Origin of the sequence: Chelativorans sp. YIM 93263 (assembly GCF_028767125.1) — a bacterium.
Classification (GTDB): domain Bacteria; phylum Pseudomonadota; class Alphaproteobacteria; order Rhizobiales; family Rhizobiaceae; genus Chelativorans.
Genome location: NZ_JAKCWP010000013.1, coordinates 12,278 through 27,280, shown reverse-complemented (window position 1 = coordinate 27,280; position 15,003 = coordinate 12,278). Strand labels below are relative to the sequence as shown.

At 61.2% G+C, this 15,003-nt stretch carries 17 protein-coding genes; 9 read left to right on the top strand and 8 right to left on the bottom strand.

All coding sequences use genetic code 11. The features are described from left to right. Window positions 1–200: 200 nt before the first annotated feature. A complete protein-coding gene (gene ppk2, locus LY631_RS19520) occupies window positions 201–1,121 on the bottom strand; it encodes a polyphosphate kinase 2 (RefSeq protein ID WP_274427273.1) in 921 nt (306 codons plus the stop codon). Between the two features lie 184 nt (window positions 1,122–1,305). On the opposite strand from ppk2, the gene LY631_RS19515 reads away from it, so the two are divergent. The 3 genes from LY631_RS19515 to LY631_RS19505 are packed head-to-tail and all read left to right on the top strand — an operon-like array spanning window position 1,306 to window position 3,701. After that, entirely contained in the window at window positions 1,306–2,463 is a 1,158-nt protein-coding gene (locus LY631_RS19515) for a Na/Pi symporter (RefSeq protein ID WP_274427272.1), read from the top strand. A 9-nt stretch (window positions 2,464–2,472) separates the two neighbouring features. Next, window positions 2,473–2,700 carry a hypothetical protein gene (locus LY631_RS19510; protein ID WP_274427271.1) on the top strand — a complete coding sequence of 76 codons (228 nt, stop codon included), beginning with the start codon at window positions 2,473–2,475 and terminating at the stop codon, window positions 2,698–2,700. A gap of 41 nt (window positions 2,701–2,741) precedes the next feature. Next, window positions 2,742–3,701, top strand: a complete 960-nt coding sequence (locus tag LY631_RS19505; RefSeq protein ID WP_274427270.1) for a PstS family phosphate ABC transporter substrate-binding protein — start codon at window positions 2,742–2,744, stop codon at window positions 3,699–3,701. Window positions 3,702–4,145: 444 nt separating this feature from the next. Here the strand turns inward: LY631_RS19505 and LY631_RS19500 are convergent, their stop codons facing one another. Then, window positions 4,146–4,598, bottom strand: a complete 453-nt coding sequence (locus tag LY631_RS19500) for a winged helix-turn-helix transcriptional regulator (RefSeq protein ID WP_274427269.1) — start codon at window positions 4,596–4,598, stop codon at window positions 4,146–4,148. A gap of 168 nt (window positions 4,599–4,766) precedes the next feature. On the opposite strand from LY631_RS19500, the gene LY631_RS19495 reads away from it, so the two are divergent. Both LY631_RS19495 and LY631_RS20545 read left to right on the top strand, forming a co-directional pair. Next, window positions 4,767–6,014, top strand: a complete 1,248-nt coding sequence (locus tag LY631_RS19495; protein ID WP_274427268.1) for an MFS transporter — start codon at window positions 4,767–4,769, stop codon at window positions 6,012–6,014. A 187-nt stretch (window positions 6,015–6,201) separates the two neighbouring features. After that, on the top strand, window positions 6,202–6,306 hold the full coding sequence (locus LY631_RS20545; protein ID WP_445082921.1) for a BBE domain-containing protein: 105 nt from the start codon (window positions 6,202–6,204) through the stop codon (window positions 6,304–6,306). Window positions 6,307–6,520: 214 nt separating this feature from the next. On the opposite strand, the gene LY631_RS19490 is transcribed toward LY631_RS20545, so the two are convergent. Next, complete coding sequence (locus tag LY631_RS19490; RefSeq protein ID WP_274427267.1) at window positions 6,521–7,426, bottom strand: LysR family transcriptional regulator; 906 nt, start codon at window positions 7,424–7,426, stop codon at window positions 6,521–6,523. Window positions 7,427–7,534: 108 nt separating this feature from the next. On the opposite strand from LY631_RS19490, the gene LY631_RS19485 reads away from it, so the two are divergent. Then, entirely contained in the window at window positions 7,535–7,858 is a 324-nt protein-coding gene (locus LY631_RS19485) for a nuclear transport factor 2 family protein (protein WP_274427266.1), read from the top strand. An 83-nt stretch (window positions 7,859–7,941) separates the two neighbouring features. Beyond that, window positions 7,942–8,721, top strand: a complete 780-nt coding sequence (locus LY631_RS19480) for an SDR family oxidoreductase (protein ID WP_274427317.1) — start codon at window positions 7,942–7,944, stop codon at window positions 8,719–8,721. 72 nt (window positions 8,722–8,793) lie between these two features. Here LY631_RS19480 and LY631_RS19475 read toward each other — a convergent pair whose 3' ends face one another. Then, window positions 8,794–9,264, bottom strand: a complete 471-nt coding sequence (locus tag LY631_RS19475) for a MarR family winged helix-turn-helix transcriptional regulator (RefSeq protein ID WP_274427265.1) — start codon at window positions 9,262–9,264, stop codon at window positions 8,794–8,796. 143 nt (window positions 9,265–9,407) lie between these two features. On the opposite strand from LY631_RS19475, the gene LY631_RS19470 reads away from it, so the two are divergent. Beyond that, the gene (locus LY631_RS19470; RefSeq protein ID WP_274427264.1) at window positions 9,408–10,202 is read left to right on the top strand and encodes an alpha/beta fold hydrolase; all 795 of its coding nucleotides are present in this window, start codon (window positions 9,408–9,410) and stop codon (window positions 10,200–10,202) included. A 157-nt stretch (window positions 10,203–10,359) separates the two neighbouring features. On the opposite strand, the gene LY631_RS19465 is transcribed toward LY631_RS19470, so the two are convergent. The 4 genes from LY631_RS19465 to LY631_RS19450 are packed head-to-tail and all read right to left on the bottom strand — an operon-like array spanning window position 10,360 to window position 13,925. Next, on the bottom strand, window positions 10,360–11,595 hold the full coding sequence (locus LY631_RS19465) for a pyridoxal-phosphate dependent enzyme (protein WP_274427263.1): 1,236 nt from the start codon (window positions 11,593–11,595) through the stop codon (window positions 10,360–10,362). After that, on the bottom strand, window positions 11,592–12,401 hold the full coding sequence (locus tag LY631_RS19460) for a creatininase family protein (RefSeq protein ID WP_274427262.1): 810 nt from the start codon (window positions 12,399–12,401) through the stop codon (window positions 11,592–11,594). The genes LY631_RS19465 and LY631_RS19460 overlap by 4 nt, the downstream gene beginning before the upstream one ends. Then, window positions 12,383–13,519, bottom strand: coding sequence for an amidohydrolase/deacetylase family metallohydrolase (locus LY631_RS19455; RefSeq protein ID WP_274427261.1), 1,137 nt, complete (start codon window positions 13,517–13,519; stop codon window positions 12,383–12,385). The genes LY631_RS19460 and LY631_RS19455 overlap by 19 nt, the downstream gene beginning before the upstream one ends. A gap of 40 nt (window positions 13,520–13,559) precedes the next feature. Beyond that, window positions 13,560–13,925 (bottom strand): RidA family protein, encoded by a 366-nt coding sequence (locus LY631_RS19450; protein ID WP_274427260.1) that lies wholly within the window; start codon window positions 13,923–13,925, stop codon window positions 13,560–13,562. A 198-nt stretch (window positions 13,926–14,123) separates the two neighbouring features. On the opposite strand from LY631_RS19450, the gene LY631_RS19445 reads away from it, so the two are divergent. After that, a complete protein-coding gene (locus tag LY631_RS19445) occupies window positions 14,124–15,002 on the top strand; it encodes a MurR/RpiR family transcriptional regulator (RefSeq protein ID WP_274427259.1) in 879 nt (292 codons plus the stop codon). Window position 15,003: the final 1 nt, after the last annotated feature.

The window sequence follows — 15,003 nt, the reverse complement described above, 5'->3', positions numbered from 1 at the left end:
TCCGGCATACGATGCAGGGTCTGTTGAGATTCGAACGTGGCCGAGACCTTCCGTCCAATCCTCCCTCGGACACTGATCATCAATGGCAGTTTCGCCGATGTGCGCGGCTGTCTCACGGTGGACCGCCAGGTGCCGGTTGGTGTCCAGAGGAGCGGGAAAAGGCGGATGCGAAAGAGTGGCAGCCGGTCTTCCGCTCCCTATCAATATTTTTGCGGCACATAGAGCTCTGGCGGCAGGACGGCGCGTTCGTACTCCGGATTGAACACGCGATCGGGCAGCTCGATCTCCTGATGCGGCACCGGCTCATAAGGGATCTGCTGCAGGAGGTGATTAATGCAGTTGAGGCGGGCTCTCTTTTTCTCGTTGCCCTCGACGATGTACCACGGCGACTCGGGAATGTTGGTGCGCGCGAACATCTCCTCCTTGGCTTTGGTATAGTCTTCCCACCGCACCCGCGATTCCAGGTCCATGGGCGAGAGCTTCCACTGCTTCATCGGGTCGTGAATGCGCATCAGGAAGCGTAATTGCTGTTCCTCGTCCGTGATGGAGAACCAGTACTTGACGAGCCTGATGCCGGAGCGCACCAGCATGCGCTCGAACTCCGGCACGTCCCGGAAGAACTCCTCTACCTGCTGCTGCGTGGCAAAGCCCATTACCCGTTCCACCCCGGCGCGATTGTACCAGGAGCGGTCGAACAGCACGATCTCTCCGCCGGCCGGCAAATGCGGCACGTAGCGCTGAAAATACCATTGCGTCTTTTCGCGGTCACTCGGCGCAGGCAGGGCTGCAACGCGGCATATCCGTGGGTTGAGGCGCTGTGTGATGCGTTTGATGACGCCGCCCTTGCCGGCGGAGTCTCGGCCCTCGAATATGACGACGACTTTTTCCTTATGGTGGGCTACCCAGTCCTGCAGCTTGATGAGTTCGGACTGCAACCGGATGAGTTCGCGAAAATAGGTGCGGCGGTCGATCGTGTCCGGATGCGCCTTCTTATAGATTCTGGCCAACTCGAACGACAGAGCCGGTTCCGAAATCTCGAGCTCGTAGTCCTCGTCCAGTGTGTCTTCCAACTCGGCTTTCAGCCAATCCGCCGAGTTCGTCCTGGTCTCGCTCTTCTCCATCTCGGGTCTCCGCATACGATATTTGCCGCTTTTCGCAGTTTGCCATCAATACCTACCGCCCGGGCGTAACGGTTTTATTGCAGAGGCAAGAGGTGTGCATTCGCTTGGCAAACGCCGGCATAGCAGCAGTCACATACCTGTTACCCACCGGTGCTAGCTGATTGCCGTCAACGGAGAGAGGCGGATGTCGCACACAGAAACACTCGATAAGATATCGGCGCCTGGCAGCAGTAGCAGACTGCCGCAGTGGCTGGCCGTCGTTACCATGATCTACGTGCTCATCAGCGCGGTCAGCCTGATCGGTACGGGTTTCAAGGCCGCGACCGGCGGGCAAGCGCAGGAACTGTTCAGCTTCGCCTCCAATCCCTATGTCGGGCTCGTGATCGGCATCGTCGCCACGGCGCTGATCCAGTCCTCGTCAACCGTTTCGTCCCTGATCGTCGGCATGGTCGCCGGCGGCTTGCCGGTGGCGATCGCCATTCCGATGATCATGGGGTCAAACGTCGGCACGACCCTGACCAATACACTGGTCAGCCTCGGGCATGTGCGCAACAAGGAGGAGTTCCGGCGCGCCTTCGCGGCGGCGACGGTGCACGATTTCTTCAACCTCATAGCGATCGTCATCTTTTTACCACTGGAGATCATGTTCGGGCTTCTGGAACGGATCTCCGCAGCGGTCGCGGGGCTGTTGGTTGGTGACGCCAACTATTCCATGTCCGGGCTGAACTTCATGAAGATCCTCACCAAACCCCTCGTCGGCACACTGGAAGGCGTCTCCAGCCTGCTGCCGGGCATGTTGGCGGGGCTTGCGATGGTGGTGATCGGTCTTGCCCTTATCTTCCTGGCCATCACCTGGATCGGCAAGCTTCTCAAGGTGCTGATGGTCGGCAAGGCCAAGGCGGTCATGCACAGCGCGATCGGGAAGGGGCCGGCGACCGGTATCTTCTCGGGCACGCTGGTCACGATCTTCGTGCAATCCTCCTCGACGACGACCAGCCTCATGGTGCCCCTGGCCGGGGCGGGGACTTTCTCGTTGAGACAGATCTACCCGTTCATGCTGGGCGCAAATATCGGGACCACCGTGACGGCGCTTTTGGCCGCGACCGCGGTCACGGGCGCCGTGGCGGCACACGCCCTGGAGATCGCCATCGTCCACGTGCTCTTCAACGTGTTCGCTGTGGCGCTGATTTTCGGCCTGCCGTTCCTGCGGAACCTGCCGATTTTGGGCGCCGAATGGCTTGCAGGACTGGCATCCGAGCGCAAAATCTATGCTGCAGTGTGGGTTCTGGGTGTCTTCATCGTGGTGCCGCTGCTGCTCATCGCCATCACTGTTTTGTTCTGAGGTATTGCCATGAATGATCTGAGCCGTCTGTCGAAGGAAGACCTCAAAAGGGTTCTGGACGAAACGGAAGGGCACATCGGCGAGATTCGCGCCGAGTTGGAGCGCCGCGAGCAGAGCGATCAGCACGAGGCCGTCGATTCGCTGGAACTGCACCTCGAGCAGGCGCAGGTTAACTGGACGGAGGTGAAGGCCTTCTTCCAGCAGGTCTTGGCAGAGTTGCGGGGCAAATCGAAATGAACTGGTATTCCAGCATGGTCACCGGAAACGGAAGCAGTCTGATGAAGACGAAATCATTGCTCTTTGCCGCCTTCGTGGGCCTGAGTTCAGCCATGACATCCGGAGCCTCGGCGCAGCAGATCATCGCTGACGGATCGAGTACCGTCTATCCTATCACGGTCGAAGCGGCGCGACGCGCCGGCATCGAGATAGATGTCAATTTCTCCGGAACGACAGCCGGGTTCCGGCGCTTTTGCGCAGGTGAGACAGACATCAGCAATGCTTCTCGACCGATCAACACGGAAGAGATGGAGGTCTGTGCCGAGGCCGGCGTGGACTATGTGGAATTGCCGATCGCCTTTGATGCACTCGCCGTGGTCGTCAACGCGACCAATGATTGGGCGAAATCCATTACGATCGAGGAGTTGCGCAAGCTCTGGGAGCCGGCGGCCGAGGGCACCGTTACGACTTGGCAGCAGGTGCGTGAAGAATGGCCAGATCGCCCGATCAAGCTGTTCGGGCGCGGCCAGGATTCGGGGACTTACGACTATTTCACCACCGCGATTGTTGGTGAGACGCGCTCCAGCCGCAGCGATTACACCGCCAGTGAGGACGAGGAACAGCTGGCCGCCGGAATCGCGGTGAACCCCGATGCGCTCGGTTTCTTCGGTGTCGGCGCTTATTTTCGCCATTGGGAGGAAATGAACGATCTCGCCATCGACGCCGGCAGCGGACCGGTGCTTCCGGCGATGCGTGAGGTGCTGGCCGGTCGCTATCAGCCGCTCGCGCGACCGCTGTTCCTCTACGTCAACGTAGCCTCTCTGGAGAGCAAGGCGGATTTGCAGGAGTTTCTGAAAAGCTATCTCGGCGGTGCGCAGAAGTGGATACACTTTACGGGTTATATGCCGCTCTCCGCACAGGCCTACGACAGGGCTCTCGAACGGCTCGAAAGCAAAACGACGGGAACACGTTTCGACGGCGAGATGCCGATCGGCATCGGCATCGACGGTCTCTACAATTGAGTGCCGAAACACCCCTGGAAGAGGCATCGTTACAGGAGCATTGTCCTAATGAGGCCACTCGCGGGACTGCACCGCACGCAATACGCCGCAGACCCCATGCCCGCGGGGGCCGGCTATGAGCGTGCACTCGACGCACACGCCGAAATGAACGAATCTTAGTTTGCTAAATCGCTCTACAACGACTTGCTCATGCCGCGGCGACGATTTCAGCTTTCGGAGAAGCTCCGGGTTTGCGCTAAACGGCTGAGTCGAGGCGCAAAGCGGCTGTCCAGGGTTGGCTATAGAGGTCGCCTTAGAATCAATGTCGATCAAGACCGGCTCCTCACCACTGATCTCAGCGCCGATGGCATATTCGTGTTAGGATCTATAGATCGGTTGTGCCCTTGTGCGGTCTTCTCGATTTGCGGTCGGAGGTCGTGCTGCTTCGCCGCATTCCGGTGGACCTTATTCCTCTTCAAGGATCTTCAACAGCATGGTTTCGTCGGGCCCGATGGTTCGGCCATCCTGTGTGCGGATATCGAGGGCAACCGGCAAGCCCTTCTCACGATCGACCAGAACGGAATGCTCCTCTCCCGGCCCAAAAAGGTGGCGTTCGCCGAATTGCCGTAGCGCAACCATCACCGGAAACAAATCCCGTCCCATCGCTGTCAGCTTGTATTCCGTGCGCGAGCCGCTCCCACCGGCCGGCACGGCCTCCAGGATGCCACGCGAAACGAGCGTGCGGAGGCGATCCGTAAGAATGTTCTTGGCGATGCCGAGACTCTTCTGGAACTCGCTGAAGCGGGTGAGGCCCTCGAAGGCGTCACGCACGATCAAAAGCGACCACCAGTCGCCGATAACATCCAACGACCGTGCGCTGGGGCAGTAATCTCCTTTGAGGCTTTTTCTCCCGACCATTGATCTAGCTCCAATGCATAGAAAAAGGTTGCATAACGAAACCAAACAAGATATCTCGTTTTTGGTTTCATAATACAACAAATTCTACGGGAGTCCGCAATGGATTCGATGAAAGGCGAAGCGCCTTGTGGCGCTGCGAACGGTGCCTTGTGCACAAATGAAAGGCACATGCAGAGCCGTGAGAGCGGAACAGCATCTGTTTCCCCAGAAACGCAGGCGTCCGCGCTCAGTCGGCCGGTCATGCTGCTGTTTGCTGTCGCGAGCGGTCTCGCGGTGGCCAACGCCTATTTCGCCCATCCGCTGCTTGACGTAATTGCTGACGATCTTGGGCTTAAGCGCTCCATAGCGGGCCTGATCGTCGGAGCGACGCAGTTGGGCTATGCGTTCGGTCTGGTTCTGCTGGTGCCGCTCGGTGATCTCATCGACCGTCGCAAGCTTATCATCGGCCAGTCACTGTTATCGGTTTTAGCGCTCGGATGCGTGGGACTTTCCTTCACCGCGGCGATGTTACTGGTCTCGATGGCAGCGGTCGGGCTGTTGGCTGTCGTGACGCAAGCGCTTGTTGCATATGCCGCGAGCTTGGCTCAACCCGCCGAACGCGGACAGATCGTCGGCGTCGTCACAAGCGGCATCGTTCTCGGCATCCTGCTGGCGCGGACGTTCGCAGGACTTCTAACCGACCTTTCAGGTTGGCGAACAGTCTATCTCCTTTCCGCTGTTTTGACGCTCGTGATTGCAGCGCTCCTTTGCAAAACTCTCCCACATCAGGAAAAGCCAAAGGCGAGACTCTCCTATCCGCGTCTGATCGGCTCCCTGTTGATGCTCTTCATCGAGGAACCTGTGCTGCGCATTCGCGCCGTGATCGCCATGTTGATCTTCGCCCGCATCACGACACTGCTTGCACCCCTGGTGTTGCCGCTGAGCGCGCCGCCCTTTTCACTGTCTCATACCCAGGTCGGGCTCTTCGGCCTCGCTGGCGCTGCCGGCGCGCTCGGAGCTGTGCGCTCCGGACGGTGGGCCGATCGGGGGCACGGGCAGCGTACCACCGGAATAGCGCTCACTCTCATGCTTATTGCGTGGCTGCCGATATCGATGCTGCCGCACTCGATCCTTTGGCTGATCGCCGGCGTGTTCATCATTGATTTCGGGTTGCAGGCGGCGCACGTGACAAACCAGGGCATGATCTACCGAGTGCGGCCAGAGGCACAGAATCGCCTCACCGCGGCCTATGTGATTTTCTATTCCATCGGCAGTGCGATCGGCTCATCGGCGTCAACGATGGTCTATGCCTATGCCGGCTGGAATGGTGTCTCCGTTATGGGAGCGGGCATCAGCGCATTGACGCTGACCTTCTGGGTTCTGACACTGCGGTCGACACCCCCTAATGCCACGCAGCGAATAGTTGCTGCGGAATAGCCGGGTCAAGCCGACCGAGGAGATCATCTCATAGCAGCCGCCGCCGATGCGGCCGTATTCCCGCCAGAGGCGCCCGGATTACACGCGGCGCTGGCGGAAGGTCAGGCGGAGGGGGCCTCGGCCATGAATGCGCTCAGGTCCACGTCCCAGCGGATCACATTTCCGAGAGCGACTACATTGAAGCGAATTGGGTACAAGCCTTCTGGGGCGGGAGCTATGTGCGCTGCAGAAGGTCAAGGTCACTTATGATCCCGACAATCTGTTCCACCATGGGGTTGCTCCAAAGAGTTGAGCAACCTGAATTGCCGACACTGTCGAGGCACCTGGCTCCTTACGTGGGCAGATAAGGCCGGCGTTGTTGCTTACCCTGGTTCTCAAATGGCTCGACTTGGGCCGTAACCTCGACCGCTATCGGGAGGCATTTGGGAAAGCAGTCGATTGCTCCGATCTCGTTGCAGCAGCACATAACATTGCAGCGCGGGAGAGTAGTGCCGCCTTGAACGTCATCACGCTGCCGATCTTCCACCGAGTTCTCGCGCCAGAGCGACAAACGCCTTGAAGGCGGCGGAAGGGTTGCGCCGTCCGGGATAGTAGAGGCAGAGGCCGGCAAAGGGCGGCGTCCAGTCGTCCAGCACGCGAACGAGACGTCCCGCCTCGATGTCGGCATGTATGTCCTGTTCCATGAAGAAGCCCAGCCCGATGCCCTGCAGCACGGCGGTTCGCGCGAGGCTCGCCTCATCCAAGGTAATCGGGCCGGTTACGTCGATCTGGGCGGTTTTGCCGTCCTTCTCGAACTGCCAGCGATAGAGCGCGCCATTCGGGAGACGCACGCGGACGCACTGATGCTGGAGGAGGTCGGGCGGAGCGTGCGGCCTGCCATGCTTCTCGACATAGGCCGGCGAGCCGACGACCGCATATCGCTGCGGTCGGCCCAGCGATATTGCGATCATATCGCTGGGCACGAGGTCGGCCACACGCACGCCGAGGTCGAATCCTTCGGCAACGATATCGACCAGCCGCCCCTCGGTGACGAGATCGATATGCACCTGCGGGTAGCGGCGCAGGAACTCCAGCACCAGCGGCGAAAGGATCTCGCGCGCCGCGGTGGCAAATGCATTGATGCGGAGCGTCCCTGACGGCGTTGCCTGCCGCGCCCGTACCGCCTCCATGGCGCCGTGAATGTCCTGCAATGCCGGGCCGACCTGCTCGATAAACACGCGCCCGGCATCGGTGAGCGAGACGCTGCGCGTCGTGCGGTTGAACAGGCGGACGCCAAGGCTCGCCTCAAGCCTCCCGATGGCGTTGCTAAGCGCAGTTGTGGACATGCCGAGATCGAGCGCCGCGACTCGGAATGAAGTCCTGCGCGCAACGGCGATGACCGCGTCGAGGTCGTTCAGCGCTGGCCGGTACATTGTCCCTCTTATCGCAATTCCTCATCCATCTTTATCCAGCTTATCGAAACAGATGTCCACGTCTAAATAGCAGGGACGAAACGACACCCAAAAAGAGGGAACAGCGCTATGGACCTGCCTTCACCGATCCAGGGCTATTTCCACGCAGACAGGAGCAATGACGGCGAGGCTCTGATCCGTGCCTTCGCGCCCGATGCCGTCGTTAACGACGAGGGCCGCTCCCATACCGGCCGTCAGGCCATCGTTGCCTGGTGGCGCGACGTGAAAGCCAAATACCAGCATGTCGCCGAGCCACTTGAGGTGGCCGAGGAGGAGGGCGCCACCAAAGTCCGCGCCAGGGTAACCGGGCAATTCCCGGGAGGTCCCGCCACTCTCACCTTCGCGTTCCGGCTCGAGGATGGCCAGATCGTGGAGCTGGACATCCGCGCGTGACCGGGCGCCCTGATAGGATTCGGAGGAGTCCCCACAGTGTCGGGGAGACAACATTGAACGAGCATCGAACCGAGGATTCAAGGATGGTCGAATTCTTCACATTAAAAGGGAAGCGCGCCCTTATCACCGCTGGCACCAAGGGGGCCGGGGCCGCGACGGTAGAGCTGTTCCGTCAGCTTGGAGCGCAGGTGCTGACGACGGCGCGGTCAGCGCCGGAGATGCTGCCGGAAGAGTTCTTCGTTGCGGCCGATCTCACTCTTGACGAAGGCTGCACGACCGTGGCCGAGGCTGCGCGCCACCGGCTGGGCGGCGTCGACATCATCGTTCACATGCTCGGCGGCTCGTCCGCTCCCGCCGGTGGCTTCGCAGCGCTTACGGATGAGGAATGGCGGAAGGAAATCGACCTCAATTTGTTGCCTGCGGTCCGGCTCGACCGTGCGCTGCTGCCGGGCATGATCGCGCAGGGGAGCGGCGTCGTGATCCACGTCTCCTCGATCCAGAGATTGCTCCCGCTGCCGGAAGCGACCACTGCCTACGCGGCGGCCAAGGCCGCGCTGTCTGCCTACAGCAAAAGTCTGTCAAAGGAGGTGTCGCCGAAGGGTGTGCGGGTAGTTCGTGTCTCGCCGGGCTGGATCGAAACGGAATCGTCCATCGAATTAGCGCAACGGCTTGCGGAGGAAGCAGGAACGGATATAGAGGGCGGCAAGAAGATCATCATGGATGCTCTCGGCGGCGTTCCGATCGGCCGGCCATCAAAACCCATCGAGGTCGCCAATCTCGTCGCTTTCCTCGCCTCCGACCGCGCCGCGACGATCACCGGCACGGAATATGTAATCGACGGCGGAACCGTTCCGACTGTGTAGCCCGGTCTCCGAGAAGTCGCAATGCAGCGGCCATCGCGCCGGCCTAGGCTACACATGCCCGGAACCGCGCGTTCAGTCCGGCGAGGTCCAGCTTCCAATGTGTTTGTAGATATTGTCGCGAAGCGTCCTGACGTCCCGATTCAGTTCGCTTAAATTTGCAGGGCTTTGCCCGGAAGCGGAAAGCAATGCATCGCCGAGGCAGCCCGCTTTGGACCTGAGTTCACGACCCTGGCCGGTCAACGCGACCACCACCTGCCGTTCATTCTCCGGGTTCCGCGTGCGGCGCAGGAGTCCGGCAGCTTCGAGCCGTTTGAGCAAGGGCGTGAGCGTGCTCGATTCCAGCGCCAGCTTCTCGGCGATGCCGCCGACCGTCTGCTCGTCCTCACGCCAAAGCACGTTGAGCACGAGATATTGCGGATAGGTAAGTTCCAATTCGTCGAGCAATGGCTTGTAGACGCGCTGAATGGCGATGCCCGCCGAGTAAATGGCGTAGCAGAGTTGGTCCTCCAGCGGCACGGGATTGTTCTCTTGTTTCCGTTTCATGGCGATCTCCTTCGGCACCCATATAGCCGGTGAAATCGCAAAAATAAATATCGCGATAAAAATTATGCTGGACAGGCGGCGAGAGTTCGCGTAAGCGATTATATATCGCGATAATGGTTATCGCGATTTGAAAGGAGACGCACATGAACACGAAGACGAGAAACCTGCTGGCCGCAACGGCTGCCAGCGCCGGCATCGCCGCCGCTACGCTTGCGCATTCTGCCGATCGGATTCCTCAGGAGCAGGCCATCAGAAATGTCGTGCTGGTGCACGGCGCATTCGCCGACGGCTCTGGCTGGCGTGGGGTCTATAACGAGCTGACTCAGCGTGGATATCGCGTCAGCATCGTGCAGAACCCGCTGACCTCGCTCGCCGACGATGTCGCCGCGACCAACCGGGCTCTGGATCGCCAGGACGGTCCCACCATCCTCGTTGGCCATTCCTGGGGTGGCACCGTCATCACCGAGGCGGGCGTCCACCCGAAGGTGGCGGGCCTCGTCTATGTCGCCGCACTCTCGCCTGATGCCGGCGAGACGACGGCTGAACAGTATGAAGGGTTCACCACCCCGCCTGAATTTGTCATCGAGACGCAGGAGGACGGATTCGGCTTTGTGAATCAGGAGCAATTTAAGGCCGGCTTTGCCGCCGATACCAGCGATGCGGACGCCGCCTTCCTGCGGGATTCGCAGGTGCCGATCAACATGTGGGTCTTCGCCACCAAGCTCAGCCACGCCGCCTGGCGGACCAAGCCGAGCTGGGCGGTCATCGCCACCGACGACAAGGCGTTCGACCAAAAGATGCTATTCAGTATGGCCGAGCGCATTGGCGCGACGATCACTGAAGTCGAGGCCAGCCACGCGGTCTTCATGACACAGCCGAAGGTGGTTGCCGACGTCATCGACCAAGCTGCGAAAGGCGCTGACGCCGCTGCGCGCTGACGCCGGTAAGCCAGAGCCGGCACGAACACAGGCAGTCGGCGCTTCCGGCTCCGGCTGCCCGAATTTCCACCTCACCCACCCGGCTCGGCCGGTGATGAACCTTTAAAACGCGCCGAAAGCTGACGTTGTGGTTTCAGGACGAAGAGAGTAACTGCCGCTACTGGTAAGACCCGTCAGAGCGGGCAAGCTGTACTTTATCCGCAATGGCGCCGAGATCGACATCGGCGGGGAAGCCGGCTCGGTCGGCAGACAAGTTCGCCCAGGACATATCCTTCAAGCCATGGCCGGTCGTAACAGCCACAACCCGCTCATCGGGCAGCATCAGTCCGCGTTCCAGCAATCGGCTGATGGCGGCCACGGGAACGGCGGCGCTTGGTTCCACGAGGATGCCCTCGGTCGTGGCGAGTAGCCTGGTGCCGGCGCGGATCGCATCGTCGTCTACGGCGAACGCCGCACCGTCGTGGCGCCGAATCCAATAGAGCGTATAGTCGCCATCGCGCTCATATCCTTCCAGCGTGTCGTTGAGTGCGGAGGCGATCGTCGGGCGGCGTGGCCAAGGCTCAATGTCGCCGTTACATGCGAATGCGCGGGCGATCGGGGCGCAGGCTTCGGCCTGAACCGCTATCGGCCGCGGCATGCGCGTAATCTTCCCGGCGTCCATCAGCCGGCAATAGCCTTTCATGATGCCGGCGAGAAGCGGCCCGCTGGAGATCGGCAGAAGAATGACGTCCGGATCGAGTTCTGCGATTTCATAGGCGATCGTCGCATAGGCGTCGACGCCGTAGGGATTGTGATAGGTGGTCGTCAGGTTCACCCATCCCTTTTCGCGTGAAAGGCGGTCGGCCAGGCGGCAGCAGTCGGCGGTGTTGCCGTCGATAGGAACTAGTCGCGCGCCGGTCGCCGCGATCTGGCGCAGTTTTGCCTCCGGCGCGGTAGCCGGCACGAAAACAACCAGCGGCAGGCCCGCGCGCGCTGCATAGGCTGCACTCGACGCACCCGCATTGCCGCTGGAGGAAAGGACCAGTCCCGGTCTTCCATAGTGCCGCGCCAGCGATGTCGCCAAGGCGATTGCGCGGTCCTTGAAGGATCCCGTCGGCATGATGGAGTCGTTCTTGATCCAGAGATCCGTTAGCCCGGTCTGTTCTGCCATCCGCGGCGCGGAGAGCAGCGGCGACTTGCCTTCACCGAGCGTAACCCGGTTCGTCGGGTCGCAATGGGGCAGATGCTTTGCCCACCGCCAGATCCCTTCTGCCTCCTCGGCCGTAATTCCCTCTTTCGGCGCGGCAAGGCGAAGATCAAGAATGCCGCGGCATTCCGGACAGGTGGACGGCACCGATGCAATCGACGTCTCCACACTGCAGGTCGTGCAGCGCAAGATCTCCGGCACGCTCATGCCTGCCCTCCGGGCACAGCCGCGACACGCGGCCCGGCTGACTTCAGATCGCGGACAACAATCTCCAGCGCGCCGACGACGGCGTCGGTAATGCGTTCGCCCTTCTTAGCGCTCGCCGTAGAAGCGTCGCCAACCGTGCCGGTGCCGCCAGACTTTTCGTACATGGTGCGGAAGAGAGAGGCCCGCGCGCCGTTCAGCATGTCCTCCTGCGCCCATTCGTGGGTCGTGACGTGCGACATGCCGGTGATCTGGTCTGTCCGGACCTTTTCGGGATGCGCCAACATCATCACCGATGTCTCGAACTCGCAAGCATGGCTGATGCCGCCCCGCGCGCTCTCCTGGAGTGGCGTGAGCTCGGCTGCCGCGAGCGTCCACCACGTCGCCATGACCACATGACAATGGCGGTGACTGGTGCCCATCTTGTCGGCCAGCACTCGGCCGATCGCCTGATTGCCGCCATGGCTGTTAAAGATCACGATCCGGTCGAACCCATGAGCAATGACCGATTCCAACAGGTCCGCCGCATAGGTGAGGAAAGTCTCCGGCCTAACTGTTAGCGTTCCGGCGAAATCCATGTGATGCTGCGAGCAGGCGACCTGGACCTGCGGCAGAACAAGCATTTCCGTACCGAATTGTGTCTCCGCCTGGCGGACAAAGTGCCGGCCGATGTCGCAGTCCACCGAAAGCGGCAGGTGCGGTCCGTGCTGCTCGACCGCTGCGATGGGCAGGATCACGGGCGTGCGTCGGTCGATGCCGGCAAAGTCAGTGGTGGTGAGCGTGTCCCAGATCATTTCGGGTGCCACCATTCTCCGCCAACGACGACGCCTTCGGCCATCAGACGCTCATTGACCGTCATCACCTCGCCCTCCACGTCCTCAAGTTGGTCCTCGCCTTCAACGAGCGAAAGGATGGAGGCGTCACCGACCGCGCCCTTACGCAAGGTGCCGAGTTCCGGCCGGTTGATCGCCTCGGCGGCCTTCACCGTCGAGCGTGCAATCACCTCGTCGAGTGGCATGCCGAGGCCAAGAAACTTGCTCATCGTGGTGAGTTGGTCGTAGGCGGGGCCCTCCAGACAGAAGGCATGGACGTCGGAAGAAATCGTGTCCGGCGGAAAGCCCCCGGCGAGCATGGCGCGGGCAGTTCGGTAGGAGAATGATCCCATGCCGTGTCCGATGTCCAAATAGACTCCTCGCTCGCGCGCCGCCAGCACCTCGGCCTTGATCGTCCCGTCGCCCTTGACCGGCGCATTCGGGAACGGCCGGTAGCAGTGGGTGAGCACGTCGCCCTTGCGCAGCTTGGAGACGACCGCTTCGTAGGACGGCGGCGGCTCGTCGATGTGGCACATGACCGGCAGTCCGGTCTCGTCGGACAGACCGAGCGCCACGTCGAGAGGCGCAATGCCCTGCGGTCCGCTGGCATGGCGCCCGATCCTCACCTTGATGCCGACGATGACGTCTCGGTTTTCCTCGATTACCCGTCGTGCATGGCTGGGTGCCATAAGCCGGAAATCGTGGCTTTCTCCCACCATTACCACCGGATCGAAACCGTAGATGCCGGCGAAGGACACGTGCAGGTAGACGAGTATGCGCGTCTCGCACGGCTCTATCACGTGCTTGCGGAATCCGGCGAAATTGCCCGGCCCGGCGCTGCCGGTGTCGATGCTGGTGGTCACCGCACTGGTGCGCGCGAACTCCTCGGCATCGATGCCGAGCGACGTCCCGCCCCAATAGACGTGGGTGTGCAGGTCAATGATGCCGGGCGTAACGATCTTCCCGGTGACGTCCCGGATCGTGTTGGTACGCTGCGCGAGGCCGTCCTCGACGGCCACCACCTTGCCGTCAGCAAAGCCGACATCGGTGACGGCGTCGATCGATTGCGAGGGATCGATCACGCGGCCGCCGGTGAGGACGAGATCAAATGTCATCTGGTGTTCCTGGGCTGCAGTTCAGGTTCGGCCTTCTGCCTTATGCGGGTTTATAGGCGACGGCTTCCACCTCGATCTTGATGTCGACCATAAGCCGCGATTCCACAGTCGTCCGCGCGGGCGGGTCGTTTTCGAAATAGCTCCCGTAAACCTTGTTGAAGGCACCGAAATCGCGGGCGTCCTCCAACCAGACCGTCGTCTTCACGACGTCCGAGAGCTCGGCGCCGGCAAGCGCGAGCGCCGCCTTCACGTTCTCCATCACCTGTTTCGTCTGCTCCGCGATTCCGCCGACGACGATGCTGCCGTTCGCGTCCGCCGGCACCTGCCCGGATATGAAAACGAAGTCGCCGGCACGCACTGCGGGTGACAGTGGCACATGTGCCTTTCCGAACGTCTGCTTGGTCATCTCAGGAACCCTTTCTCGCAAAGATATGGCATTTGCCATCCGTCAATTATGAAGTTAAGTTTCTTACATATCTGTTCTAAACGTCACATCTGCAGGGTACAACCACAAAATTTTATGTTGCTTTTTTACATTTTGCCTGCCAAGCTTTCCTCATGAGCAGCCGCAAAGGCGCCACGGGAACAGTTTCGGGAGCATCGCTTGACCACGACGGATATCGTCAATCGACTGCGTATCTGGGCGGCTGACGGCAGCAAGGCCGAGCGTCGCCTTGCCGAGATCATCCTGTCCGACATCGAGTACGCTTCGCGCGCACCCATCGCTGATCTCGCCCTACGCGCCGGCGTTAGCGAACCGACGGTCACGCGCTTCTGCCGCTCCCTCGGCTGCGAGGGTGTGCGCGAGTTCAAGTTCAAGCTCGCCCAGGTACTGGCGATCGGGGGACTCTATCTCTTCCCGGAGCCACTGGTGCGCGACGAACGCGACGCGCGTGTCGTCGATGCGGTGGCCGACGGTGCGGCCGCAGCCATCCAGCGTGCTCGCGACACCACCGACATGAGCACCGTCAACGCCGTCGCCGAGATGGCGGTCAACGCCGGCCAGATCTGCGTCTTCGGCTCCGGCGGCGTGTCATCGCTTGGTGCCGTGGAGATGCAGAACCGCCTCTTCCGTCTCGGCCTGTCGGTCGTCGCCCATACTGACGGGCAGATGCAACGCATGCAGTCGGCCGTCTGTGACAAGAAATCCCTCGTTTTTGCCATTTCCGCATCGGGACAGGCGACCTCGATCATTGAGTCGGTGCGCGTCGCCCGCCAGTACGGCGCGCGCACCGTGGCCATCACCAACCCGGGATCCGATCTGGCGAAGGAGGCGGAAGTCTGCCTTCCCTTCGTCATCGCGCCCGACACCCAGCTCTACAAGCCCACCGCCGGCCGCTACTCGCTGCTCTTCATCATCGACCTGATCGCCATGACCACGGCGGAGATGATCGGGCCGAGCGTCCTGGAAGGTCTGCGCCGCATCCGCATCAGCCTCTCCGGCCTCAACATGAGCGACCCGGGCCGGCCGGTAGGCGATTAGG

Excerpts from the sequence above, each read along its gene's own strand:
- ppk2 (WP_274427273.1), bottom strand. The coding sequence starts at position 1,121 with ATGGAGAAGAGCGAGACCAGGACGAACTCGGCGGATTGGCTGAAAGCC.
- LY631_RS19515 (WP_274427272.1), top strand. The coding sequence starts at position 1,306 with ATGTCGCACACAGAAACACTCGATAAGATATCGGCGCCTGGCAGCAGT.
- LY631_RS19510 (WP_274427271.1), top strand. The coding sequence starts at position 2,473 with ATGAATGATCTGAGCCGTCTGTCGAAGGAAGACCTCAAAAGGGTTCTG.
- LY631_RS19505 (WP_274427270.1), top strand. The coding sequence starts at position 2,742 with ATGAAGACGAAATCATTGCTCTTTGCCGCCTTCGTGGGCCTGAGTTCA.
- LY631_RS19500 (WP_274427269.1), bottom strand. The coding sequence starts at position 4,598 with ATGGTCGGGAGAAAAAGCCTCAAAGGAGATTACTGCCCCAGCGCACGG.
- LY631_RS19495 (WP_274427268.1), top strand. The coding sequence starts at position 4,767 with ATGCAGAGCCGTGAGAGCGGAACAGCATCTGTTTCCCCAGAAACGCAG.
- LY631_RS19490 (WP_274427267.1), bottom strand. The coding sequence starts at position 7,426 with ATGTACCGGCCAGCGCTGAACGACCTCGACGCGGTCATCGCCGTTGCG.
- LY631_RS19485 (WP_274427266.1), top strand. The coding sequence starts at position 7,535 with ATGGACCTGCCTTCACCGATCCAGGGCTATTTCCACGCAGACAGGAGC.
- LY631_RS19480 (WP_274427317.1), top strand. The coding sequence starts at position 7,942 with ATGGTCGAATTCTTCACATTAAAAGGGAAGCGCGCCCTTATCACCGCT.
- LY631_RS19475 (WP_274427265.1), bottom strand. The coding sequence starts at position 9,264 with ATGAAACGGAAACAAGAGAACAATCCCGTGCCGCTGGAGGACCAACTC.
- LY631_RS19470 (WP_274427264.1), top strand. The coding sequence starts at position 9,408 with ATGAACACGAAGACGAGAAACCTGCTGGCCGCAACGGCTGCCAGCGCC.
- LY631_RS19465 (WP_274427263.1), bottom strand. The coding sequence starts at position 11,595 with ATGAGCGTGCCGGAGATCTTGCGCTGCACGACCTGCAGTGTGGAGACG.
- LY631_RS19460 (WP_274427262.1), bottom strand. The coding sequence starts at position 12,401 with ATGGTGGCACCCGAAATGATCTGGGACACGCTCACCACCACTGACTTT.
- LY631_RS19455 (WP_274427261.1), bottom strand. The coding sequence starts at position 13,519 with ATGACATTTGATCTCGTCCTCACCGGCGGCCGCGTGATCGATCCCTCG.
- LY631_RS19450 (WP_274427260.1), bottom strand. The coding sequence starts at position 13,925 with ATGACCAAGCAGACGTTCGGAAAGGCACATGTGCCACTGTCACCCGCA.